This window comes from Streptomyces stoeckheimensis (assembly GCF_045822005.1).
Lineage (GTDB): Bacteria > Actinomycetota > Actinomycetes > Streptomycetales > Streptomycetaceae > Streptomyces > Streptomyces stoeckheimensis.
In genome coordinates, this window is record NZ_CP169550.1 from 6,516,678 (window position 1) to 6,540,002 (window position 23,325).

Annotated in this window: 19 protein-coding genes; 15 read left to right on the forward strand and 4 right to left on the reverse strand. The window is 71.9% G+C overall.

The genetic code is table 11. The annotated features are described in order from the left end of the window. Nucleotides 1–377 precede the first annotated feature (377 nt). The 4 genes from ACE1OC_RS29510 to ACE1OC_RS29525 form a co-directional block, all read right to left on the reverse strand. Nucleotides 378–2,804 (reverse strand): transglutaminaseTgpA domain-containing protein, encoded by a 2,427-nt coding sequence (locus ACE1OC_RS29510; protein ID WP_407839563.1) that lies wholly within the window; start codon nucleotides 2,802–2,804, stop codon nucleotides 378–380. Beyond that, a complete protein-coding gene (locus ACE1OC_RS29515) occupies nucleotides 2,801–4,219 on the reverse strand; it encodes a DUF58 domain-containing protein (RefSeq protein WP_407839564.1) in 1,419 nt (472 codons plus the stop codon). The genes ACE1OC_RS29510 and ACE1OC_RS29515 overlap by 4 nt, the downstream gene beginning before the upstream one ends. After that, complete coding sequence (locus ACE1OC_RS29520; protein ID WP_407839565.1) at nucleotides 4,219–5,229, reverse strand: AAA family ATPase; 1,011 nt, start codon at nucleotides 5,227–5,229, stop codon at nucleotides 4,219–4,221. Before ACE1OC_RS29520 ends, ACE1OC_RS29515 begins: the two co-directional genes overlap by 1 nt. Before the next feature lie 177 nt (nucleotides 5,230–5,406). Beyond that, nucleotides 5,407–5,958, reverse strand: coding sequence for a beta-class carbonic anhydrase (locus tag ACE1OC_RS29525; protein ID WP_407839566.1), 552 nt, complete (start codon nucleotides 5,956–5,958; stop codon nucleotides 5,407–5,409). A gap of 341 nt (nucleotides 5,959–6,299) precedes the next feature. Here ACE1OC_RS29525 and rsmH point away from each other — a divergent pair, with 341 nt between their 5' ends. The 15 genes from rsmH to ACE1OC_RS29600 all read left to right on the forward strand — a co-directional run bounded on the left by rsmH (nucleotide 6,300) and on the right by ACE1OC_RS29600 (nucleotide 23,271). Further along, nucleotides 6,300–7,229, forward strand: a complete 930-nt coding sequence (rsmH, locus tag ACE1OC_RS29530) for a 16S rRNA (cytosine(1402)-N(4))-methyltransferase RsmH (RefSeq protein ID WP_407841715.1) — start codon at nucleotides 6,300–6,302, stop codon at nucleotides 7,227–7,229. Continuing rightward, nucleotides 7,226–7,747, forward strand: a complete 522-nt coding sequence (locus ACE1OC_RS29535) for a hypothetical protein (protein ID WP_407839567.1) — start codon at nucleotides 7,226–7,228, stop codon at nucleotides 7,745–7,747. The genes rsmH and ACE1OC_RS29535 overlap by 4 nt, the downstream gene beginning before the upstream one ends. Nucleotides 7,748–8,059: 312 nt before the next feature. Further along, nucleotides 8,060–10,069 (forward strand): peptidoglycan D,D-transpeptidase FtsI family protein, encoded by a 2,010-nt coding sequence (locus ACE1OC_RS29540; RefSeq protein WP_407839568.1) that lies wholly within the window; start codon nucleotides 8,060–8,062, stop codon nucleotides 10,067–10,069. A 46-nt stretch (nucleotides 10,070–10,115) separates the two neighbouring features. After that, nucleotides 10,116–11,825: a UDP-N-acetylmuramoyl-L-alanyl-D-glutamate--2,6-diaminopimelate ligase gene (locus ACE1OC_RS29545; protein ID WP_407839569.1), complete on the forward strand. Its 1,710-nt coding sequence runs from the start codon at nucleotides 10,116–10,118 to the stop codon at nucleotides 11,823–11,825. Then, the gene (locus ACE1OC_RS29550; RefSeq protein WP_407839570.1) at nucleotides 11,822–13,240 is read left to right on the forward strand and encodes a UDP-N-acetylmuramoyl-tripeptide--D-alanyl-D-alanine ligase; all 1,419 of its coding nucleotides are present in this window, start codon (nucleotides 11,822–11,824) and stop codon (nucleotides 13,238–13,240) included. Before ACE1OC_RS29545 ends, ACE1OC_RS29550 begins: the two co-directional genes overlap by 4 nt. Further along, nucleotides 13,237–14,307 (forward strand): phospho-N-acetylmuramoyl-pentapeptide-transferase, encoded by a 1,071-nt coding sequence (mraY, locus tag ACE1OC_RS29555; RefSeq protein WP_250743750.1) that lies wholly within the window; start codon nucleotides 13,237–13,239, stop codon nucleotides 14,305–14,307. Before ACE1OC_RS29550 ends, mraY begins: the two co-directional genes overlap by 4 nt. Next, nucleotides 14,289–15,716, forward strand: a complete 1,428-nt coding sequence (gene murD, locus ACE1OC_RS29560; protein WP_407839571.1) for a UDP-N-acetylmuramoyl-L-alanine--D-glutamate ligase — start codon at nucleotides 14,289–14,291, stop codon at nucleotides 15,714–15,716. The genes mraY and murD overlap by 19 nt, the downstream gene beginning before the upstream one ends. Nucleotides 15,717–15,793: 77 nt before the next feature. Beyond that, a complete protein-coding gene (ftsW, locus tag ACE1OC_RS29565; protein ID WP_407839572.1) occupies nucleotides 15,794–17,200 on the forward strand; it encodes a putative lipid II flippase FtsW in 1,407 nt (468 codons plus the stop codon). A 6-nt stretch (nucleotides 17,201–17,206) separates the two neighbouring features. Next, nucleotides 17,207–18,301: an undecaprenyldiphospho-muramoylpentapeptide beta-N-acetylglucosaminyltransferase gene (murG, locus tag ACE1OC_RS29570; protein ID WP_250743753.1), complete on the forward strand. Its 1,095-nt coding sequence runs from the start codon at nucleotides 17,207–17,209 to the stop codon at nucleotides 18,299–18,301. 31 nt (nucleotides 18,302–18,332) lie between these two features. Next, nucleotides 18,333–19,208 (forward strand): cell division protein FtsQ/DivIB, encoded by an 876-nt coding sequence (locus tag ACE1OC_RS29575; protein WP_407839573.1) that lies wholly within the window; start codon nucleotides 18,333–18,335, stop codon nucleotides 19,206–19,208. Nucleotides 19,209–19,488: 280 nt separating this feature from the next. Next, complete coding sequence (ftsZ, locus tag ACE1OC_RS29580) at nucleotides 19,489–20,688, forward strand: cell division protein FtsZ (RefSeq protein WP_243330151.1); 1,200 nt, start codon at nucleotides 19,489–19,491, stop codon at nucleotides 20,686–20,688. Then, the gene (pgeF, locus tag ACE1OC_RS29585) at nucleotides 20,685–21,419 is read left to right on the forward strand and encodes a peptidoglycan editing factor PgeF (RefSeq protein WP_407839574.1); all 735 of its coding nucleotides are present in this window, start codon (nucleotides 20,685–20,687) and stop codon (nucleotides 21,417–21,419) included. The genes ftsZ and pgeF overlap by 4 nt, the downstream gene beginning before the upstream one ends. A 3-nt stretch (nucleotides 21,420–21,422) precedes the next feature. Then, on the forward strand, nucleotides 21,423–22,142 hold the full coding sequence (locus tag ACE1OC_RS29590) for a YggS family pyridoxal phosphate-dependent enzyme (protein WP_407839575.1): 720 nt from the start codon (nucleotides 21,423–21,425) through the stop codon (nucleotides 22,140–22,142). Between the two features lie 151 nt (nucleotides 22,143–22,293). Then, complete coding sequence (locus tag ACE1OC_RS29595; protein ID WP_407839576.1) at nucleotides 22,294–22,914, forward strand: cell division protein SepF; 621 nt, start codon at nucleotides 22,294–22,296, stop codon at nucleotides 22,912–22,914. A 60-nt stretch (nucleotides 22,915–22,974) separates the two neighbouring features. Then, complete coding sequence (locus ACE1OC_RS29600; RefSeq protein WP_030707331.1) at nucleotides 22,975–23,271, forward strand: YggT family protein; 297 nt, start codon at nucleotides 22,975–22,977, stop codon at nucleotides 23,269–23,271. Nucleotides 23,272–23,325 lie beyond the last annotated feature (54 nt).

The following is a 23,325-nucleotide window of genomic DNA, read 5'->3' on the forward strand; positions in this document are numbered from 1 at the left end:
CGGGCCCGAATCCCGTCCCCCCGGCTGCGGGTGTGCCGCTGCGCGGGGCGAAGTCCCCTACCCGCCCTTCCACCGTTCCCAGGGCTCTGCCCTGACCCGCCGGCCCCGGGCTGCGCCCGAGGCCCCTGGGGCTCCGCCCCAGACCCCGCGCCTCAAACGCCGGCGGGGCTGGATGCGGCCGATGCCTGCCTGGATGCTCGCCCCGGCGGCTGGATTGCCCGGAGGGTCCCAGCCCCGCCGGCGTTTGAGGCGCGGGGCCGGGCGGCGCCCGGGGACACATTCAGCCTCGCCGGCGTTTGAGGGGCGGGGCCGGGCGGCGCCCGGGGAACGGGGGAAGGGTGGGTAGGGGACGGCCCCGCAGGGCATGGTCCCCGCCGTCAGCCGCGGCCGCGCAGCGGGATCCGGGTGCGGAGGCGGGCCGTGGCGGCAGCCGCGCGGTCGGTCAGGGCCGACCACCGGGCCGAGGCGGCCCAGCCGACCCGCGCCGCCGAGCGGGGGAAGAGCAGCGCGCGCAGCCGCGCCCGGCGGGACACGCCGGCGAGGAGCCCGGCGCGGGCCAGCAGGACGTCCTGCGCCAGCTCCCCGTAAGGGGGCTCCGCACCAGGCGGTGCGTACAGCTCCCGCTCCACCGCGCCCGCGACCCGCCGTACGGCATCGGCCGCCGCCGGATCCAGCCGGCCCAGGGCCACCACCCGGTCAGCAGCCCCCCGCGGGGACAGCGCCTCGTCCGGGACGATCCCGACGTCCCACGCCGCGTCGCCCAGCTCCCGCCAGGCGGCCAGGACCTGCCGCGATCCGAGCCGCCGCGCCCGGAGCCGCCCGCGCCACAGGAACGGGAGGAGCGGCAGGGCCAGCAGCAGGATGCCCGCGGCCGTCCAGGCCAGGACCGTGGCCGCCGAGGTGCCGTCGCCGCCCGCGCCCGTGTTCCGCTGCGCCGCGGCCGGACCGCACTCGCCCAGCTTCTTCTGGTCCGCGGGGCAGTCGTCGGCCGTCGAGGGCCCGGTCGAAGGCTGCGCCGCGCTCGCGGACGGGGCCGCCGTCGGTGCGCTCGGCTGCGTCTGCGGGGTGGCGGGCCGGCTGTAGTCCGGCACCGTGATGCCCGACCGGGGCGTCGGCTCGAAGCGGGTCCAGCCCACGCCCTCGAAGTACAGCTCGGGCCAGGCGTGGGCGTCCTTCATCGAGACGTTGACGACGCCGTCGGACTGCTTCACCCCGGGCGTGAACCCGACCGCGACCCGCGCCGGGATCCCGAGCGTGCGCGCCATCGACGCCATCGAGAAGGCGAAGTGGACGCAGAAGCCCTCCTTGTCGGCGAGGAACTTGGCGATGGCCTGCGAGCCCGTACCCGAGGAGACCTTCGTGTCGTAGCGGAACCCGCCGCTCACCGCGAAGTAGTCCTGGAGCTTGACCGCCGCCGAGTAGTCGTCCTTCGTGCCGCGGGTCACCTCGCGGGCCGTCTGCACGACGACCGCCGGCAGGTTGTCCGGCACCTTCGTGTACTCGGCCGCGATCTCCGGATTCGCCGCCGGTGCGTTGCGCAGCTGCTCCGCCGTCGGGTTCAGCAGCAGGCTGCGCACCGTGTACTGCACGCCCTGGGCGTTCTGGAACTTGTCCTTGCCCAGCTGGTCCCCGACGAGGGTGCGCCCGGCAGGCTCGAACCGCCACTTCCCGGTGATGTCCACGCCCATCGCCGGATACGGCATCGGCAGGTAGCGCTGCGCGTACGTCTGCGCCGAGGAGATGAAGGTCTGCACCTCGGTCGCGCCGTTCAGCACGCCGTCGCTCACCCCGGGCGGGTTCGGCATCCGCTTCGGGACGTCCGTCAGGGCGCGCCCCGAGGCCTCCCACTTGATGCCGTTGAACTCGTCCAGCGCCAGGATCCGCAGGTACTGCTCGCTGAGCTGCGGGCTGTCCGTGCGGTACCGCAGCACCACCCGGTTGTCCTGGGTGTTGAGGCTGCTCTGCAGGGAGACCAGCGGGTTGACCGCCTGGATCGACGGGCCGAGGCCGTTGCCCTCGCCCTCGCCGGCGCCGCCGCCCGGGCCCAGCAGTCCGCTGCCCAGCGAGGGCAGCACCGCCGGCACCGCCAGCGCCAGACCCAGCGCGACCGCGCCGATCCGCCGCCCGGTGCGCACCGGGGCGAGCGCCTGTCCGCCGCCCGAGTATCCGGCCGCCACCTTCCCGCGCGGGGCCGCGCCGAAGACCCGGCCCCACTGTGCGAGCCGGTCGCGGCCTTCGGCGAGCAGGAGCAGGAGGTAGCCGCAGCCCGCGAGGAGGAAGGAGATCCAGGAGGCGCCGCCGGAGCCGGCGGCCGCGCCCGACAGGCCCGCCGCCACCGAGTACAGCGCGAGCAGGGGGAGCCCGGCCGCGGCGGCCGTCCGTACGGTCACCGCCAGCAGGTCCACCAGCAGCCCGATCAGCAGCACCCCGGACACCAGCAGCAGCCGGATCCCGTCCGTCAGCGGGGCCGGCATCGCGAACTCGTTCACGTCCTGCACGCCCTGGCGGAACAGCGCGCCGAAGTCCGTCACGAGGTAGTCGAACAGCCCGTCGCCGGTGGCGGACTGCATCTTCCCGCCGAACAGCAGCATCAGGGCCACCAGCGACACGAGGACCTGCGCCGCCACGGTCAGCGTCCGGGCCAGCGGTACCCGCCGCGCCCCCGCGCCGACCGCGCTCTGCAGCGCCAGCAGCAGTGCCGCCTGCGGCATCCAGCCGCCCGATTCCACCAGCGGGTTCAGCGACCAGGCGGTGAACAGCGTCGCCAGAGCCGCGAAGACCGTCAGTCTCGCCCGCCCGCTCATCCCCAGCCCCCCGCCGAACCCGAACCGCCTGCCGCGCCGATCGGCGCGTTGCCCGCCTGACGCCACAGCTCCCCGAAGGGCACCCCGGCCGGGGCGGCCAGCGCCGTCCAGCCGGCGTCGCGCAGCCCGGCCAGGCGCTCCTCCAGCGGAGGCAGGCCCTGTGCCATGACCGAAGCCAGGCCCTGCGGCCGCCCGGACCAGTCCGCGGAGTCCAGTACGAACGCCACGGCGCCGCCGCCGCGCCGGCACATCTTGGCCGCCAGTCCCGTCTGTACGGAGTCCAGGTCTCCGAAGAAGGCGATGAGGAGCCCGTCCCCGCCCGCTCCGCCGAAGCCGCTGCCGACGCCGTTGCTCCGTACCGCGTCGCAGGCCCGCGAGAGGCCCGCGCCGTCGGAGTGGCCGACCACCGCGAGGGTGTCCATCATCAGCCCCGCCGCCTCGGCGGACTCCTGGCCGCCGGAGGTGAAGCCGCCGCCCTCGCGGGGCACGCAGTCCCCGGTGTCGGTCAGCAGCCGCACCGAGAAGCCCTGCTCCAGCAGGTGCACCAGGGTCGACGCGGCGGCGGAGACGGCCCATTCGAAGGCCGAGTCGGGGCCGGCGCCCTCGTAGGCGAGGCGCCGGGTGTCCAGCAGCACGGTGGCCCGGCTGCGCTGCGGCTGCTCCTCGCGGCGCACCATCAGCTCGCCGTAGCGGGCGGTGGAGCGCCAGTGCACGCGGCGCAGGTCGTCGCCGCGCCGGTAGCCGCGCGGGATCACGTCGTCCTCGCCCGCCAGGGCCAGCGAGCGGCGGCTGCCGTCGCCGTAGCCGGAGGACTCGCCGGTGAAGCGCACCAGGGGCAGGGCCTCGGTGCGCGGGATGACGGTGAGGGTGTCGTAGGCGGAGAAGGAGCGGGTCAGCTCGACCAGCCCGAAGGGGTCGGTGAGCCGCAGCTGGAGCGGGCCCAGCGGGTAGCGGCCGCGCAGGTCGGAGCGGACCCGGTAGGACACCTCGCGGCGGCCGCCCGGCTCCACCCGGTCCAGGACGAAGCGCGGCCGGGGCCCCAGGACGTACGGCACCCGGTCCTGGAGCATCAGCAGCCCGGTCGGCATCCGGGAGGTGTTGTCGAGCCGCAGCTGCACCCGGGCCTCGGAGCCGGCGGGCACCCGCATCGGGGTCAGCCGGCGGGTGCCGGAGACCCGGTGGCGGGTGCGGTGCAGGGCCAGGACGCAGAGCAGCGGCAGCACGGCGAGCAGCAGTCCGACCCGGAGCAGCTCGGACTGGCCCAGGACGTACGCGCACAGCCCGGCGGCGATCCCGGCGGCCAGGAAGGACCGGCCGCGGGTGGTCAGCCCGGACAGCGACGAGCGCAGTCCGGCGCCTGTCCCGGTGGAGTCCGGGCCCCGGCCGCCCGCGTCGTGCGGGGCGCCGGCGCTCATCAGAAGCCCCGGATGCCCGCGCCGGGCGGGATCTCGCCGCGGGACTGCGCGGCCGGTACGGGGGTGCGCTGGAGGATGTCGGCGACGACCTGCTCGGCGGTGCGCCGGCTCAGCTGGGCCTGCGCGGTGGGCAGCAGCCGGTGGGCGAGCACCGGTCCGGCCAGGGCCTGCACGTCGTCGGGCAGTACGTAGTCCCGGCCGGCCAGTGCGGCGGAGGCCTTCACGGCCCGCAGCAGGTGCAGGGTGGCGCGGGGCGAGGCGCCCAGGCGCAGGTCCGGGTGGCTGCGGGTGGCGGAGACCAGGTCGACGACGTAGCGGCGTACGGGCGCGGCCACGTACACGTCGCGGACGGCTTCGATGAGCTTGCCGATGTCGTGGGCGTGCGCGACGGCCGTCAGGTCGTCGAGCGGGGAGAGCCCGCCGTGCACGTCGAGCATCCGGAGCTCGGCCTCGGGGCTGGGGTAGCCCACCGAGACCCGGGCCATGAAGCGGTCGCGCTGGGCCTCGGGGAGGGGATAGGTGCCCTCCATCTCCACCGGGTTCTGGGTGGCGACCACCATGAAGGGGCTCGGCAGCGTGTAGGTGGTGCCGTCGATGGTGACCTGGCGCTCCTCCATCGACTCCAGCAGCGCGGACTGGGTCTTGGGGGAGGCCCGGTTGATCTCGTCGCCGATGACGATCTGCGCGAAGATCGCGCCCGGCTTGAACTCGAACTCCCGGCGCTGCTGGTCGTAGATGCTCACGCCGGTGATGTCCGAGGGCAGCAGATCCGGGGTGAACTGGATGCGCTGCACCGAACAGTCGATGGACTTGGCGAGGGCCTTGGCCAGCATCGTCTTGCCGACGCCGGGAACGTCCTCGATCAGCAGGTGGCCCTCGGCGAGCAGGACGGTCAGCGCGAGGCGGACCACTTCCGGCTTGCCCTCGATCACGCCTTCGATCGATTCCCGCACCTGCTGCGCCGTGCTGGTCAGATCCGCGAGGCTCGCTCGGTCGTCATACGTGGTCACCTGGTTCTCCTCGACCCTTTCCCAGGGCCGGCGCCCCATGGCGCATGACCGGCCCACCCCGAAACACCTCAGAAACGCGCGCAATCAAGAACGTCGTAACGCGATCCGATCACCGGCCCGGAGTTCTTCCGGGTGACGTCTCCCCGCATTCTTGACGGCCCGTGGCCCTGGTGTCACTCAAGAGGTGGGATCGATCTCCCGCAGGAGGCCGGTGTGCACGTCGAAGACGAAGCCTCGCACATCGTCCTTGTGGGGCAGGAAGGGGTTCGTACGGACCCGCTGCATGGACTGGCGGACGTCCTGGTCCACGTCACGGAAGGCCTCGACGGCCCAGGCGGGGCGCTGGCCGACCTCGTCCTCCAGCTCGTGCCGGAAGTCCTCGGTCAGGCTTTCGAGACCGCAGCCGGTGTGGTGGATGAGTATCACCGTGCGGGTGCCGAGCGCCCGCTGGCTGATGGTGAGGGAGCGGATGGTGTCGTCGGTGACGACGCCGCCGGCGTTGCGGATCGTGTGACAGTCGCCCAGCTCCAGGCCGAGGGCGGCGTGCAGGTCCAGGCGGGCGTCCATACAGGCCACGACGGCCACCTGGAGGACGGGGCGGGCGTCCATGCCGGGGTCGGTGAACTTCGCGGCGTACGCGCGGTTCAGTTCCACGAGCCGGTCGGTGGTGGCGGAACCCTCGTGGGGCAGGTGGGCGGACTCGGCGGGCAGGGATGCGGAAGTCGTCATGGTTACGACGTTAGTGGTCACAGGGCGTATGAGCATCGAGTGAGGGTGGACAAAGAAGGTCACCTGATCCTGTTGTGAGCTAACCCACAGGGGTGAGGCGCACGGGGCCGTCCGGGTGATTCACGGCTTTTGCCGCTTCGGTCACAGCGGGGCGCACGGCGCGCGGGGCGGTTCGTTGACCGCGGCGACCGTTGCACTAAAGTGACGCGAACCGGCCGGAGCCCGGCCCTGACCGGCCGCCCGGCCCTTTGGTAAGACTCCGCGTGCGCGGCGCGGCGTATGCCTGCCGCGCCGTTATCTGAGAGGGCGCTTTGACTAGCGAGTCCCGACACGTCCCGGTGATGCTCCAGCGGTGCCTGGACCTGTTGGCCCCGGCACTGGAGAGGCCCGGGGCCGTCGTCGTCGACTGCACCCTCGGGCTCGGCGGGCACAGCGAGGCCCTGCTCACCCGGTTCCCCGAGGCCCACCTGATCGGCCTGGACCGCGACAAGGAAGCCCTGCGCCTCTCCGGGGAGCGCCTTGCGCCCTTCGGTGACCGGGTCACCCTCGTCCACGCCATCTACGCCGACCTGGCCGACGTGCTCGACGGCCTGCGCATCCCCACCGTGCAGGGCATCCTCTTCGACCTCGGCGTCTCCTCCATGCAGCTGGACGAGGCCGACCGTGGCTTCGCCTACGCGCAGGACGCCCCGCTCGACATGCGGATGGACCAGACGACGGGCATCAGCGCGGCCGAGGTCCTCAACACCTACGCGCCCGGCGAGCTGGTCCGCATCCTGCGCCAGTACGGCGAGGAGAAGCAGGCCAAGCGGATCGTGTCCGCGGTCGTGCGCGAGCGGGACAAGGACCCCTTCACCAACAGTGCGCGCCTCGTCGAACTGATCCGCGACTCCCTGCCGCAGGCGGCGAAGCGGACCGGCGGCAACCCGGCCAAGCGGACCTTCCAGGCCCTGCGCATCGAGGTCAACGGCGAGCTGTCCGGACTGGAGCGGGCGATCCCCGCGGCCGTGGACCGGATCGCGGTCGGCGGCCGGATCGTCGTGCTCTCGTACCAGTCGCTGGAGGACCGCCTCGTCAAGCAGGTCTTCGCGGCCGGCGCGGCCTCGACGGCCCCGCCCGGGCTGCCGGTCGTACCGGAGAAGTACCAGCCGAAGCTGAAGCTGCTGACGCGCGGTGCGGAGCTGCCGACCGAGGAGGAGATCGCGCAGAACCGGCGTGCGGCGCCGGCCCGCTGCCGCGGGGTCGAACGCATTCGGGAGGCGCGGCTGTGAAACGCCTGGGGCGGGTGCTGGGGGGACCGGTCGCCGGACAGGCGGCGCGGACCCCGTTCGTCCTGCTGGTCGTGGCGCTGCTCGGCGGCGGGCTGATCAGCCTGCTGCTGCTGAACTCGGCGCTGAACCAGGGCTCCTTCCAGCTGAGCAAGCTGAAGCGGGAGACCACCACGCTCACCGACGAGGAGCAGGCGCTGCAGCGGGACGTGGACGGCTACTCGGCGCCCGACGCGTTGCAGCGGCGGGCGCACGAGCTGGGTCTCGTCCCCGGCGGCAGCCCGGTGTTCATCGGGCCCGACGGCAAGGTCGCCGGGACCGCTTCGCCGGCCGCCGAGCCGCCGCCCCCGTCACCTCCGGCGCCGCCGGTTTCCGTCGCGCCGGTCTCGCCCTCCCCGGGCGGGGCCGTCCCCAGCCCGGCCGGTTCCCCGGACCCGGTTCCCCCGGGCGCCGCCGCTCCGGCCCCCTCCTCCGCGCCGTCGGGCGGCGCCCCCCAGCCCTCCCAGACCCCTGGACGGTGACGTCGTGACGCGTACCCCTGCGGGGCGAGGAGTCCCCTACCCGCCCTTCGCCCGTTCCCCGGAGCTGCGCCCCGGACCCGATGCCGCGTGCGGCGCCGTTGCCGGGGGCCAGCCCCCGGACCCCCGCGCCTCAAACGCCGGCGAGGCTGAATCTGCCCAGCCCGGCGCCGGCCACCTCCAGCCCCGCGACGCGCGCATGCGGGCCGGTGCCGGCCAAATCCAGCCCCTCCGGCGTTCGAGGAGCGGGGTCTGGGGCGGAGCCCCAGGAGCCCCGGCGCAGGCCGGGTCCGCACGCGCACGGGGGGTCTCCGCATGAGCCCCCAGGAGCCGCCGCGTCGGCGGGTGCCCGGGCCCGGGCGGCCGCGGCCCGGCGGGGACCGGGCGCGGGCTTCCGCGCGGCCGGCCGCCAGGCCCGCCACCCGCCGCCCCGCCCCCGCGAGGAAACCGCACACGATCCGGCTCGGCGCCCCCAAGCCCCGGCTGCGGCTGGTCAGCGTCGGGCTGACGATGGTGATGCTGGTGTTCGTCGTACGGCTGCTCCAGGTGCAGGCCGTCGACGCGTCCGCGTACTCCGCCAAGGCCTCCGAGAACCGCTTCGCGAGCTACACCCTGGCCGCCGAGCGCGGAGAGATCACCGACCGCAAGGGCGTCGCGCTCGCCACCAGCGTGGACGCGTACGACATCACCGCGGACCCGCACATGTTCACCGTGCAGGAGAGCAAGGCCCCCGACGCCCCCGAGCAGGCGGCAGCGCTCCTCGCGCCGATCCTCGGCAAGGACGCCAAGGAGCTCACCGCGCGGCTGAAGACGAAGAACACCCGCTACGTCGTCCTCGCCCGCCGCCAGACCCCCCAGGTCTGGAACCAGATCAAGGACCTCAAGAAGGTCTTCGCGGAGAAGGCGACCGCCGACAAGAGGAACAACGGCCCCGGCGCCAACGTCCTGGCCGGCGTGTTCAACGAGAACAGCAGCAAGCGCGTGTACCCGAACGGCGACCTCGCCGCCGGGATACTGGGTTACGTCAACGCCGAGGGCAAGGGCGGCGGCGGCCTGGAGTCCTCCCTCGACAAGAAGCTGTCCGGCAAGGACGGCGAGCTCACGTACGCCCAGTCGGGCGGCCGCCGCGTGCCGACCGCCGGGTCCAGCGAGAAGCCCGCCGTGCCCGGCGAGGACATCGAGCTGACCATCGACCGCGACATCCAGTGGGCCGCGCAGAGCGCCATCACCGAGCAGGTCGCCAAGTCGGAGGCCGACCGCGGGTACGTCATCGTCCAGGACACGACCACCGGCGAGGTCCTCGCCATGGCCAACGCCCCGGGCTTCGACCCCAACGACCTCTCCAAGGCCAGCTCCGCCGCCATGGGCAACGCCGCACTGCAGGACGTGTACGAGCCCGGCTCCACCGCCAAGGTGATGTCGATGGCGGCCGTCCTGGAGGAGAAGAAGGCCGGCCCCGACACCCACGTCGAGGTCCCCAACCGGCTGCACCGCGGCGACCGGCTCTTCAAGGACGACATCGACCACCCGACCTGGTACCTGACCCTCAACGGGGTCCTGGCCAAGTCCTCCAACATCGGCACCATCCTGGCCACCGGCCAGCTCGGCCCGACGCAGCCCGAGTCCAACAAGGTCCTGCACTCGTACCTGGACAAGTTCGGCATCGGCCGGCCCACCGGCCTGAACTACCCCGGCGAGTCCCGGGGCATCCTTGCCAAGCCCGAGAACTGGTCCACTTCACAGCAGTACACGATCCCCTTCGGCCAGGGCCTGTCCCTCAACGCCATGCAGGCGGCCTCCGTGTACTCGACCATCGCCAACGGCGGGGTCCGCATCGCCCCGACCCTGGTCCGCGGCACCAAGGGCCCCGACGGCCGCTTCACCCCGGCCCCGGCGCCCGCGAAGAACCAGGTGGTCAGCAAGGAGACCGCCAAGACCCTCGCGGCCATGCTGGAGTCGGTGGTCGACGACCAGGAGGGCACCGGCACCAAGGCGCGGATCCCCGGCTACCGGGTCGGCGGCAAGACGGGCACCTCCAACCGGGTGGATCCGGCCACCGGCCGCTACAAGGGCTACACCGCTTCCTTCGCGGGCTTCGCACCCGCGGACAACCCCCGCATCACCGTCTACTGCGCCATCCAGAACCCCACCAAGGGCAGTTACTTCGGTGGCCAGATCTGCGGGCCCATCTACAAGAAGGTCATGGAGTTCGCCCTCAAAACCCTCCAGATCGCTCCCACCGGAACCGCCCCCGCCGGACTCCCGGTCACCTACGAACCCGGCGCGCAGCCCGGCCCCCAGCCGAGCCCGCAGCCCGGTCAGTGACCGCCGCCCCGGCCGGCCCGCCCCAGAAAAGCGTGAGGCACCATCAGTGACAACGATCACCCCCGAATCCGGGAACCACGCGTCCGCCGCCCCCGAGGCCGGGCCCTCGCTTCGCGAGCGGCCCGCCGGGCCCGGTACGCTCACCGCCGTGCCCCACGCTGATCAGCCCAGAACCACCCAGAATGACGCACCGGCAGCGCCGCCGGGAGCGCCACGCCCCCTGTCCGTCCGCCCGACCCCCCTAGGCGAGCTGGCGGAGCTGCTGGGAGTCGAAGCCCCCGGCGCCCCCGGCGCGCTGACGCGGATCACCGGCATCACGCACGATTCGCGTGCCGTGCGCCCCGGAGACCTGTACGCGGCCCTGCCGGGCGCCAAGCTGCACGGCGCGGACTTCGCCGCCCAGGCGGCCGCCCTCGGCGCCGCCGCCGTGCTGACCGACCCGGCCGGCGCGGAGCGCGCCGCGGCCACCGGCCTCCCGGTCCTCGCCGTCGCCGACCCGCGCGGCCGGATGGGAGAACTGGCCGCCGCGGTCTACGGACGGCCGGGCGAGGCCCTGCTCCAGATCGGCATCACCGGCACCTCCGGCAAGACCACCACGGCGTACCTCGTCGAGGGCGGCCTGCGCGGCGGCGGACGCACGACGGGGCTCATCGGCACCGTCGAGATGCGCGTCGGCGACGAGCGCATCAAGTCCGAGCGCACCACCCCCGAGGCCACCGACCTGCAGGCGCTGTTCGCGGTCATGCGCGAACGCGGCGTCGAGGCCGTCGCCATGGAGGTCTCCAGCCACGCCCTGGTGCTCGGCCGCGTCGACGGCTGCGTCTTCGACGTGGCCGTCTTCAACAACCTGAGCCCGGAGCACATGGAGTTCCACTCCGACATGGAGGACTACTTCCAGGCCAAGGCGCAGCTCTTCACCGAGCGCCGCGCCCGCCTCGGCGTGGTCAACATCGACGACGAGTACGGCCGCCGCCTGGCCAAGGAGTCGCCGATCCCGGTCGTCACGTTCTCCGCCGCGGGCGACCCGGCGGCCGACTGGCGCGCCGAGGACGTGGTCTCGCGCCACATGGACTCGACGCTGACCCTGGTGGGTCCCGCGGGCGAGCGGGTCACGGCCACCGCCCCGCTGCCCGGCCCGTTCAACGTGGCCAACACCGTCGCCGCCATCGTCACGCTCGCCGCCGCCGGCCTCGACCCGCAGACCGCCGCCGACGGCGTCGCCGCGGTCCCCGGGGTCCCCGGCCGGCTGGAGCGGGTCGACGCGGGACAGCCGTACCTGGCCGTCGTGGACTACGCGCACAAGACGGACGCCGTCGAATCGGTCCTGCGGGCCCTGCGCGAGGTCACCACCGGCAAGCTGCACGTGGTCATCGGCTGCGGAGGCGACCGCGACACCACCAAGCGGGCCCCGATGGGCGCCGCGGCCGCCCGGTTCGCCGACACCGCCGTACTGACCTCCGACAACCCGCGCTCCGAGGACCCCCTCGCGATCCTCGCCGCGATGTTCCGGGGCGCCGTGTCCGTGCCGCCCGCCGAGCGGGGCACCGTCCTCGTCGACGCCGACCGGGCGGCGGCCATCGCCACCGCCGTCGCGCGCGCCGAGGCGGGAGACACCGTGCTGGTGGCCGGCAAGGGCCACGAGCAGGGCCAGGACACCGCGGGCGTCGTACGCCCCTTCGACGACCGGGCGGTCCTGCGCGCGGCCATCGAGACCCAAGCACGCCAGCGTCCCCGACAGGCCGAGGTGAACCAGTGATCGCCCTTTCCCTCGCCGAGATCGCCGACATCACCGGCGGGCAGCCCCACGACATACCGGATCCGTCCGTCACGGTCACCGGTCCCGTGGTCTACGACTCCCGCGAGGTCCAGGCCGGCAGCCTGTTCGCCGCCTTCGTCGGGGAGCGGGTGGACGGCCACGACTACGCCGAACGCGCCCTGGCCTCGGGTGCGGTGGCCGTCCTCGCGACCCGGCCCGTCGGCGTCCCGGCCATCGTCGTCCCCGACGTGGTGGCCGCCCTCGGCGCGCTCGCCCGTTCCGTCGTCGAACGGCTGGGCACCGACGTCGTGGCCCTCACCGGCTCCGCCGGCAAGACCTCCACCAAGGACCTGATCGCCCAGGTCCTGCAGCACCACGCGCCGACCGTGTGGACCCCGGGGAACCTCAACAACGAGATCGGCCTGCCGATCACGACGCTGCGGGTCACCGAGGACACGCAGCACCTGGTCCTGGAGATGGGCGCCCGCGGCATCGGCCACATCGCCTACCTCACCGGACTGACGCCCCCGCGCATCGGCCTGGTCCTCAACGTCGGCACCGCGCACATCGGGGAGTTCGGCGGCCGGGAGCAGATCGCGCAGGCCAAGGGCGAGCTCGTCGAGGCCCTGCCGTCCGAGGCAGAAGGCGGCATCGCCGTCCTCAACGCCGATGACCTGCTGGTACGTGCCATGGCCGGGCGCACGAAGGCCCGTACGGTGCTCTTCGGTGAGGCCGAGGGCGCCGACATCCGGGCCACCGAAGTCCGGATGACGGACAGAGGACAGCCTTCCTTCACATTGCGAACACCGACCGGGTGCAGCGACGTGACCTTGCGGCTGTACGGTGAGCACCACGTGTCGAACGCGCTCGCCGCGGCCGCCGTCGCCCACGTGCTGGGCATGTCCGTCGAGGAGATCGCCACCGCGCTCTCCGGGGCGGGCAGCCTGTCCCGGTGGCGGATGGAGGTCACCGAGCGGGCGGACGGCGTGACGATCGTCAACGACGCCTACAACGCAAACCCCGAGTCCATGCGGGCCGCACTGCGCGCACTCGCCGCGATGGGCGGTGCCGGCAAGGCGAACGGGGGCCGCACGTGGGCGGTGCTCGGCCCGATGGCCGAGCTCGGAGACGACGCGCTCGCCGAGCACGACGCGGTCGGACGGCTTGTCGTCCGGCTCAACGTGAGCAAGCTGGTCGCGGTCGGGGGCAGGGAAGCCTCCTGGCTGCAACTGGGCGCATATAACGAGGGTTCGTGGGGTGAGGAGTCGGTGCTCGTGTCCGACGCGCAGGCGGCGGTCGACCTGTTGCGCAGTGAACTGCGCCCGGGAGACGTCGTGCTGGTGAAGGCTTCCAGGTCAGCCGGCCTGGAGCGGGTGGCCCAGGCCCTGCTCGACGGCGAGGTCGCCGGCCGATGAGGCAGATCCTGTTCTCCGGAGTCATCGGACTCTTCCTCACGCTCATCGGCACCCCGCTGCTGATCAAGGGTCTGGCCCGCAAGGGCTACGGCCAGTTCATCCGGGACGACGGGCCGCGCGGTCACGCCGGGAAGAAGGGCACGCCCACCATGGGTGGCATCTCCTTCATCCTGGCCACGCTGATCGCGTACGCCCTCACCAAGGTGATCACCGGAAGCCAGCCCACCTTCTCGGGCCTCCTCGTCCTCCTGCTGATGGCGGGCATGGGCGTGGTCGGCTTCCTCGACGACTACATCAAGATCGTCAAGCAGCGTTCGCTCGGTCTGCGGGCCAAGGCCAAGATGGCCGGCCAGCTGATCGTCGGCATCGCCTTCGCGGTGCTCGCGCTGCAGTTCAAGGACGCGCGCGGACTCGCCCCCGCCTCCACCAAGCTGTCGTTCGTCACGGACTTCGGCTGGTCGATCGGCCCGGTGCTGTTCGTGGTCTGGGCGCTGTTCATGATCCTGGCGATGTCCAACGGCGTGAACCTGACCGACGGTCTCGACGGCCTGGCCACCGGCGCCGCCGTGATGGTCTTCGGCGCCTACACCTTCATCGGCGTCTGGCAGTACCAGGAGTCCTGCGCCAACGCGCAGACCCTGACCAACCCGGCCGCCTGTTTCGAGGTGCGCGACCCACTGGACCTCGCGGTCGTCGCCGCCGCCCTGATGGGCGCCTGCTTCGGCTTCCTGTGGTGGAACACCTCGCCCGCCAAGATCTTCATGGGCGACACCGGATCGCTGGCCCTCGGCGGCGCGCTCGCCGGCCTGGCGATCTGCTCCCGCACGGAGTTCCTGATGGCGCTCCTCGGCGGCCTCTTCGTCCTGATCACCATGTCGGTCGTCATCCAGGTCGGCTCCTTCAAGCTGACCGGCAAGCGCGTCTTCCGGATGGCACCGCTGCAGCACCACTTCGAACTCAAGGGATGGTCCGAAGTCCTGGTCGTCGTCCGGTTCTGGATCATCCAGGGCATGTGCGTGATCGTGGGCCTCGGCGTCTTCTACGCGGGATGGGCAGCCGACAAGTGACCGCCTGGCACGGCAAGAACATCACCGTCGCCGGCCTCGGCGTGAGCGGCATCAGCGCCGCGCGTGCCCTGGCCGGCCTCGGCGCGGTCGTCACCGTCGTGGACGGCGGCGACAGCGAGGGCCACCGCGCACGGGCCGCGGAGCTGGAGGCGGCGGGCATCTCCGTACGCCTGGGCGACGCGCAGACCCTGCCCGAGGGCACGGACCTCGTGGTCACCTCGCCGGGCTGGAAGCCCGACAGCCCCCTGTTCGCGGCCGCGGCCGCGGCGGGCGTGGACGTCGTGGGCGACGTCGAGATCGCCTGGCTGCTGCGCGGTCCGGACGCCGCCCCCTGGCTGGCGATCACCGGAACCAACGGCAAGACCACCACCACCCAGATGCTCGCCTCGATCCTCCGGGCGGCCGGGCTCCGGACGGCGGCCGTCGGCAACATCGGCACCCCGATCATCGACGTGGTGCTCGGCGAGGAGCAGTACGACGTACTCGCCGTCGAGCTCTCCAGCTACCAGCTGCACTGGGCGCCCTCGGTGCGCCCCCACTCCGCGGCCGTCCTGAACCTGGCCCCGGACCACCTCGACTGGCACGGCTCGATGGAGGCGTACGCCGCCGACAAGGGCCGGATCTACGAGGGCAACACCGTGGCCTGCGTCTACAACTCCGCGGACAAGGCCACCGAGGACCTGGTCGTCGAGGCGGACGTGGAAGAGGGCTGCCGGGCCATCGGCTTCACCCTCGGTGCCCCCGGCCCCTCCATGTTCGGCGTCGTCGACGGCATCCTCGTCGACCGGGCCTTCGTGGAGAACCGGCAGAAGAACGCCCAGGAACTCGCCGAGGTCGCGGACGTCAACCCGCCGGCCCCGCACAACATCGCCAACGCCCTCGCCGCCGCGGCCCTGGCCCGCGCCTTCGGCGTGGAGCCGCGCGCCGTCCGCGACGGACTGCGCGACTTCCGTCCGGACGCCCACCGGGTCAGCCACGTGGACGAGGTGGGCGGGGTCACGTACGTCGACGACTCCAAGGCCACCAACACCCACGCCGCGGAAGCCTCCCTGGCGGCCTTCGAGCCGGTGGTCTGGATCGCCGGCGGCCTCGCCAAGGGCGCGACCTTCGACGAGCTCGTCCAGAAGGCCGCGAAGCGGCTGCGGGGCGTCGTGCTCATGGGCGCCGACCGGGCCCTGATCGCCGAGGCACTGGCGCGACACGCCCCGGAGGTCCCGGTCGTGGACCTCGCACGGACCGACACTGGGGCGATGCTCGCGGCGGTCCGGGAAGCGGCCGGGCTCGCGGAGCCCGGGGACACGGTTCTGCTGGCACCTGCCTGTGCCTCGATGGACATGTTCGCGAACTACAGCAAGCGTGGGGACGCGTTCGCCGACGCGGTGCGCGAACTGGCCGCCGAGCAGGCCTAGGTCCGGCTCGATCCAGGGCAGGTTCCCTCCGGCCGACCGGCTGCTCGCCTCGTACGAGTTGGAGGGGAAGATCACAGATGCCGGCCAAGCAAGTGCTGCCGGGGCGGCGGCCGTCCGCCGACAAGACCGCCAAACCCGGCGCGCCCAGGGCGCCCAGGGCCGGCAGGGGAGTGCTGGGCCGCGGACGCCCCGCGGCGCGTCCCGGGCGGCCCGCCGGGGGCGGCCCGCTGACCCGGCTGCGGCGCACGCAACGGCGGCTGCGCCGGGCCTGGGACCGGCCCCTCACGGCGTATTACCTGATCTTCGGCAGCTCGCTGCTCATCACCGTGCTCGGCCTGGTGATGGTCTACTCGGCCTCCATGATCAAGGCGCTCCAGCTCGGCCTGGGCGACGCGTACTTCTTCAAGAAGCAGTTCCTGGCGGCCGCGATCGGCACCGGACTGCTGCTGATCGCCTCCCGGATGCCCGTCAAACTCCACCGGGCCCTGTCCTATCCGGTGCTCACCGGCACGCTCTTCCTGATGGTCCTGGTCCAGGTGCCCGGGATAGGGGTGTCGATCAACGGCAACCAGAATTGGATCTCCCTTGGTGGTCCGTTCATGCTCCAGCCCAGTGAGTTCGGCAAACTGGCCCTCATCCTCTGGGGCGCCGACCTGCTGGCGCGCAAGGGCGACAAGGACCTGCTGAGCCAGTGGAAACACCTGCTGGTGCCGCTGGTCCCGGTCACCTTCCTGCTGCTCGGGCTCATCATGCTGGGCGGGGACATGGGCACCGCGATGATCCTCGGCGCCATCCTGTTCGGCCTGTTGTGGCTGGCCGGAGCCCCGACGCGGATGTTCGCGGCGGTCCTGGCCTTCGTGGGCGTGCTCGTCGCGCTGCTCATCAAGACCAGCCCGCACCGCATGGACCGGCTCCAGTGCATCGGAGTGACCGAACTGCCCGAGAACGGGCTGTGCTGGCAGGCCGTCCACGGAATCTACGCCCTCGCATCGGGCGGATGGTTCGGTTCCGGACTGGGTGCCAGTGTGGAAAAATGGGGGCAACTGCCAGAGGCCCACACCGACTTCATCTTCGCCATCACCGGTGAGGAACTGGGTCTGGCGGGGACGCTGTCGGTGCTCGCCCTGTTCGCGGCCCTAGGCTATGCGGGTATCCGCGTGGCCGGACGCACGGAGGACCCCTTCGTACGGTTTGCCGCGGGAGGCGTGACCACCTGGATCACGGCGCAAGCCGTGATCAACATCGGTGCGGTACTCGGTCTGCTGCCGATCGCCGGGGTCCCGCTCCCGCTGTTCTCCTACGGCGGGTCGGCCCTGCTGCCGACCATGTTCGCGGTCGGACTTCTCATCGCCTTCGCGCGGGAGGAGCCGGCGGCACGGGCGGCGCTCGCGATGCGGAGGCCCAAGAACGGCCGGCCGCGGACCGGGCAGAGATGGAAGTCGATGAGACGGCGCGTCAAGAAGCGTCCGTCCGGAGAGCGGTGAATTTCGGTGCATGTCGTACTCGCCGGTGGGGGGACCGCCGGCCACATCGAGCCGGCGCTGGCCCTCGCGGACGCCCTGCGCAGGCAGGACCCTTCCGTGGGCATCACCGCCCTCGGCACCGAACGCGGACTCGAAACCCGCCTGGTGCCCGAGCGCGGCTACGAGCTGGGACTGATCCCGGCCGTCCCGTTGCCCCGTAGGCCCACGCCCGAGCTGATCACCGTCCCAGGACGGCTGCGCGGCACCATCAAGGCCGCGGAGGAGATCCTGATCCGCACCAAGGCCGACTGCGTCGTCGGATTCGGCGGCTACGTGGCCCTGCCCGGCTACCTCGCGGCCAAGCGCCTCGGAGTGCCGATCATCGTCCACGAGGCCAATGCCCGGCCCGGACTGGCCAACAAGATCGGCTCCCGGTACGCGTTCGCCGTCGCGGTCTCCACCCCCGACAGCAAACTGCGCGGCGCCCGCTACGTGGGCATCCCGCTGCGCCGCTCCATCTCCACCCTCGACCGGGCACTGGTCCGCCCGGAGGCGCGCGCCGCCTTCGGCCTGGACCCCAACCTGCCGACGCTGCTGGTCTCCGGCGGCTCGCAGGGCGCCCGGCGCCTCAACGAGGTGATCGAGCAGGTCGCGCCGACCCTCCAGCGCTCCGGGGTCCAGATCCTGCACGCGGTCGGCCCGAAGAACGAACTGCCGCGTGTCGACAACATGCCCGGGATGCCGCCGTATGTGCCGGTACCGTACGTGGACCGGATGGATCTCGCGTACGCCGCCGCCGACATGATGCTCTGCCGCGCGGGCGCGATGACCGTCGCCGAACTGTCCGCCGTCGGGCTGCCCGCCGCCTACGTCCCGCTGCCCATCGGCAACGGCGAACAGCGGCTCAACGCCCAGCCGGTGGTCAAGGCCGGCGGCGGCCTGCTCGTGGACGACGCGGAACTGACGCCCCAGTGGGTGCTCAGCCAGGTCCTCCCGGTGCTCGCCGACCCGCACCGGCTGTACGAGATGTCCCGCGCCGCCGCAGAGTTCGGCCGCCGGGACGCGGACGAGCTGCTCGTCGGCATGGTGTACGAGGCGATCGCAGCCAACAGAGCCCGCTGACGCGGGAAGCACCGACGCAGGAGGCACAGGAGTGGCCGGAGCGAGCACCGCGCAGCGTGGCGGTCCGGGAGGCGCCGGGAAGGGCTCCGGCCCCCTCAAGCGGCTGGGGACCCCGAAGGCCCCCAAGTCGCCGAAGCCGCCCAAGGGATCCGGCCCCGGGGGGCCCCGCGGGCCGCGCCCCGGCGGGCGGCTCCCTGGAGGGCCGCGGCGGGGGCCCCTCGTGGTCGTCGGCGTGGTCCTCGCGCTGCTCCTGGCAGCCGGCTGCACCTGGGTGCTCTACGGGTCCTCCTGGCTCCGGGTGGAGAAGGTCACGGCCACCGGCACCGAGGTCCTGACCCGGGACCAGGTGCTGGCGGCGGCGGGCGTTCCGGTCGGGGCGCCCCTGGTGTCCGTGGACACCGACGAGATCGAAGCCCGGCTCCGCGGCCGGCTGCCCCGTATCGATTCGGTCGATGTGGTGCGGGCCTGGCCGCACGGAATCGGGTTGAAGGTGACGGAACGCAAGCCCGTTCTGCTCATCAAGAAGGACGCGCAGTTCGTGGAAGTGGACGCTTCCGGTGTGCGATTCGACACGGTCGGACAAGCGCCGGCGGGCGTTCCGCTCCTCGAACTGAGCTCCCAGCAGTCTCCGAGCGGCCGCCGTTTCGACGAGGAAAGGCTGCTGCGCGAGGCCGTCCAGATCGCCGGCGTCCTCCCGGAATCCGTCCGCAAGGAGACCGTGCAGGTCAAGGTCCGGTCCTACGACTCGGTGGTACTGGAGTTGACCGGCGGCCGGTCGGTGGTCTGGGGGAGCGGCGAACAGGGCGAGGCGAAGGGTCGCGCACTGACAGCGCTCCTGAAGGCCTCGCCCAAGGCTGACCGATTCGACGTGAGCGTCCCCACCGCCCCGGCGGTGTCCGGTAGTTGACGTCCGGTCGAACAGCGTCGCACCCTGGTTGGCCACCGATACGGGTGATCACATAGGGTGAAAAGAAAAACGGGAGGTTCGGCGTGTTCGTTGAACACGCGCTACTTGTCGACTTAGTGTCCTGTTCGGAAGAGTCCAAGGAACAGACACACTCATAACCCTAAACTTCAGGGTTAGGGTTCGGGTCGGCGTGTACGGACCGTCCCAATTTCGGCATCAGTCGTCGCACCGCAGGCCCGCGAGGCGAACGACACGTAACTCGAGGCGAGAGGCCTTCGACGTGGCAGCACCGCAGAACTACCTCGCAGTCATCAAGGTCATCGGTGTCGGCGGCGGTGGTGTCAATGCCATCAACCGAATGATCGAGGTCGGTCTCAAGGGCGTCGAGTTCATCGCCATCAACACAGACGCCCAGGCGCTGTTGATGAGCGACGCCGACGTCAAGCTCGACGTCGGCCGGGAACTCACCCGGGGTCTCGGCGCCGGCGCCAACCCCGATGTCGGCCGCAAGGCGGCAGAGGACCACCGCGAGGAGATCGAGGAGGTCCTCAAGGGGGCCGACATGGTCTTCGTCACCGCCGGCGAAGGCGGCGGCACCGGAACGGGCGGCGCACCCGTCGTCGCCAACATCGCGCGCTCGCTGGGCGCCCTGACGATCGGTGTGGTCACCCGGCCGTTCACCTTCGAGGGCCGGCGCCGCGCGAACCAGGCCGAGGACGGCATCGCCCAGCTCCGCGAGCAGGTCGACACCCTCATCGTCATCCCCAACGACCGCCTGCTGTCCATCTCGGACCGCCAGGTCAGCGTCCTCGACGCCTTCAAGTCGGCGGACCAGGTCCTGCTGTCCGGTGTCCAGGGCATCACCGACCTCATCACCACCCCGGGTCTGATCAACCTCGACTTCGCGGACGTCAAGTCCGTGATGTCCGAGGCGGGCTCGGCGCTGATGGGCATCGGCTCGGCCCGCGGCGACGACCGCGCGGTGGCCGCGGCCGAGATGGCGATCTCCTCGCCGCTGCTGGAAGCGTCCATCGACGGTGCCCGCGGCGTGCTGCTCTCCATCTCCGGTGGCTCGGACCTCGGTCTCTTCGAGATCAACGAGGCCGCGCAGCTGGTGAGCGAGGCCGCGCACCCCGAGGCGAACATCATCTTCGGAGCCGTCATCGACGACGCGCTCGGCGACGAGGTACGGGTCACCGTCATCGCGGCCGGGTTCGACGGCGGACAGCCCCCGGCCCGCCGCGACAACGTCATCGGCGCGGCCTCCACCAAGCGCGAGGAGCCGGCCCCGGCTCCGGTCCGTGCCGCCGAGCCGGCCCGCCCGGCCTTCGGCGGACTCGGCTCGGTCACCCCGCGCGAGGAGCCGGTCCGCAGCGAGCCGGTCCCGGTCGCCGAGGCTCCGGCCCCGCAGGTCCCGACGGCCCGGCCGTACCAGGACAGCCCGGCCGAGGAACTGGACGTTCCGGACTTCTTGAAGTGACCCTGGAGCAGTACAGCGAGAGCGGCGCCCACTTCGCCTTCACCGACCGGTGGGGCGGGGTGAGCGCCGTTCCGTACGAGGAGCTCAATCTCGGCGGCGCGGTCGGAGACGACCCGGCCGCCGTTCGTGCGAACCGGGCCGCCGCGGCGAAGGCGTTGGGCATCGCGCCGGACCGGGTGGTCTGGATGAACCAGGTGCACGGCCGGGACGTGGCGGTGGTCGACGGCCCGTGGGGCCCCGACCGGGAGGAGATCCCGGCGGTGGACGCGGTGGTGACCGCCCGTCGGGGGCTAGCCCTCGCGGTCCTCACCGCCGACTGCACGCCCGTCCTGCTCGCCGACCCCGTCGCCGGCATCGCCGGAGCCGCCCACGCCGGGCGGCCCGGGCTGGTCGCCGGAGTCGTGGGCGCCGCCGTCGAGGCGATGGTCTCGCTCGGAGCGGACCCCGCGCGCATGGTGGCCCGTACCGGACCGGCGGTGTGCGGACGGTGTTACGAGGTTCCCGCCGAGATGCGGGCGGCGGTCGCCGAGGTGGTGCCGGCCGCGTACGCCGAGACGAGCTGGGGAACACCGGCGGTCGACGTGGTGGCCGGAGTGCACGCCCAGCTCGCGGAGGCGGGGGTGGCCGACATCGGCCGGTCCCCGGTCTGCACACTGGAGTCGCGGGACCACTTCTCGTACCGCCGCGACCGGATGACCGGGCGGCTTGCCGGATATGTCTGGTTGGACTGAAGAATGACGGATCGTAAGTCCGAGCTCGCCGCGAACCTCGCGCAGGTGGAGGAGCGGATCGGGGCCGCCTGCGCGGCCGCCGGGCGCAAGCGGGAAGAGGTGACCCTCATCGTGGTCACCAAGACCTACCCGGCGAGCGACGTACGACTGCTGGCGGACCTGGGGGTCCGTCACGTGGCGGAAAACCGGGACCAGGACGCGGCCCCCAAGGCCGAGGCCTGCTCGGATCTGCCCCTCACCTGGCACTTCGTCGGCCAGTTGCAGACGAACAAAGTCCGTTCGGTGGCGGGATACGCGCACCTCGTGCAGTCCGTCGACCGCCCCAAGCTCGTCACGGCCCTCTCGGCGGCCGCGGAAGGCGCCGGACGGGAACTGGGCTGCCTGGTGCAGATCGCCCTCGACGCCGAGTCGGGCGAACGGGGGGCCCGCGGCGGCGCGGCGCCCGAGCAGCTCGCCGAGTTGGCGGACCTCGTGGCCGCGGCTCCCGGACTGCGCATCGACGGGCTCATGACGGTCGCTCCGCTGGCCGGGCTCTACGCGGGACGCGAACAGGCGGCCTTCGAGCGGTTGGTGGAATTGTCATCCCGCCTGCGCGCGGACCATCCGGCTGCCACGATGGTGTCGGCCGGGATGAGCGCAGACCTGGAACAGGCCGTTGCGGCCGGTGCGACACATGTACGCGTCGGCACTGCGGTACTCGGCGCGAGACCCCGGCTCGGGTAACGTCGCGAAGAAAGTCGGACCACAGCAGAAAATATGGTCATTTCCGCTGATGAGCGGACAGGCCACGTGGATCGCGGGCAGTTGGTGACATTCGTGACACGGCGAGACACCTGCGACAGGGCGATCCACCACAGAGCGGAGGACTCAGAGAATGGCCGGCGCGATGCGCAAGATGGCGGTCTACCTCGGCCTCGTGGAGGACGACCGGTACGACAACCCGGGGTACGACCCCGACGACGAGTTCGAACCCGAGCCGGAGCCGGAGAGGTCGCGCGACCGGGACCGGCGACAGCAACCCGTTTCGCACCAAACGCCCGTATCGGACGAACCGGTACGAGTTGCCCAGCCCCCGGCACCAAGAGAACCCCTCCCAATGCCGGTTGAAAACGGACGTCCTGCGCGAATCGCCCCCGTGGCGTCCATCACACCCGAACGCTCGAATCTGGAGAAGAACGCCCCCGTGATCATGCCCAAGGTCGTCTCCGAGCGGGAGCCGTACCGCATCACGACGCTGCACCCCCGGACCTACAACGAGGCCCGTACCATCGGGGAACACTTCCGTGAGGGCACTCCGGTGATCATGAATCTCACGGAGATGGACGACACGGACGCGAAGCGTCTTGTCGACTTCGCCGCCGGTCTTGTCTTCGGTCTGCACGGCAGCATTGAACGCGTGACACAGAAGGTGTTCCTGCTGTCTCCTGCTAACGTCGATGTCACGGCGGAGGACAAGGCCCGCATCGCGGAGGGCGGGTTCTTCAACCAAAGCTAGACCGATCCGTCAGATACGGGACCGGGTACAGGGCGGAAGCAGGGGAGAGGGAAGCGCGGGATGGGCGTAGCACTGCAAGTGGTTTACATCGCGCTGATGTGCTTCCTCATCGTGCTGATCTTCCGACTGGTCATGGACTACGTGTTCCAGTTCGCACGTTCATGGGCACCCGGCAAGGCGATGGTGGTCGTTCTGGAGGCCACCTACACTGTCACCGATCCACCGCTCAAGCTCCTTCGGCGGCTCATCCCGCCGTTGCGTCTCGGGGGCGTGGCACTCGACCTGTCCTTCTTCGTTCTGATGATCATCGTTTACATCCTCATCAGTTTCGTGAGCACCGCTGCGAGAAGCGTGTGAACGATGAGCTTCCCCGCAGGCGCGGGGACAGTCCCGATACGGTCCTGCCGACTG

Excerpts from the sequence above, each read along its gene's own strand:
- ACE1OC_RS29510 (WP_407839563.1), bottom strand. The coding sequence starts at position 2,804 with ATGAGCGGGCGGGCGAGACTGACGGTCTTCGCGGCTCTGGCGACGCTG.
- ACE1OC_RS29515 (WP_407839564.1), bottom strand. The coding sequence starts at position 4,219 with ATGAGCGCCGGCGCCCCGCACGACGCGGGCGGCCGGGGCCCGGACTCC.
- ACE1OC_RS29525 (WP_407839566.1), bottom strand. The coding sequence starts at position 5,958 with ATGACGACTTCCGCATCCCTGCCCGCCGAGTCCGCCCACCTGCCCCAC.
- rsmH (WP_407841715.1), top strand. The coding sequence starts at position 6,300 with ATGCTCCAGCGGTGCCTGGACCTGTTGGCCCCGGCACTGGAGAGGCCC.
- ACE1OC_RS29540 (WP_407839568.1), top strand. The coding sequence starts at position 8,060 with ATGAGCCCCCAGGAGCCGCCGCGTCGGCGGGTGCCCGGGCCCGGGCGG.
- mraY (WP_250743750.1), top strand. The coding sequence starts at position 13,237 with ATGAGGCAGATCCTGTTCTCCGGAGTCATCGGACTCTTCCTCACGCTC.
- murD (WP_407839571.1), top strand. The coding sequence starts at position 14,289 with ATGGGCAGCCGACAAGTGACCGCCTGGCACGGCAAGAACATCACCGTC.
- ftsW (WP_407839572.1), top strand. The coding sequence starts at position 15,794 with ATGCCGGCCAAGCAAGTGCTGCCGGGGCGGCGGCCGTCCGCCGACAAG.
- ACE1OC_RS29590 (WP_407839575.1), top strand. The coding sequence starts at position 21,423 with ATGACGGATCGTAAGTCCGAGCTCGCCGCGAACCTCGCGCAGGTGGAG.
- ACE1OC_RS29595 (WP_407839576.1), top strand. The coding sequence starts at position 22,294 with ATGGCCGGCGCGATGCGCAAGATGGCGGTCTACCTCGGCCTCGTGGAG.
- ACE1OC_RS29600 (WP_030707331.1), top strand. The coding sequence starts at position 22,975 with ATGGGCGTAGCACTGCAAGTGGTTTACATCGCGCTGATGTGCTTCCTC.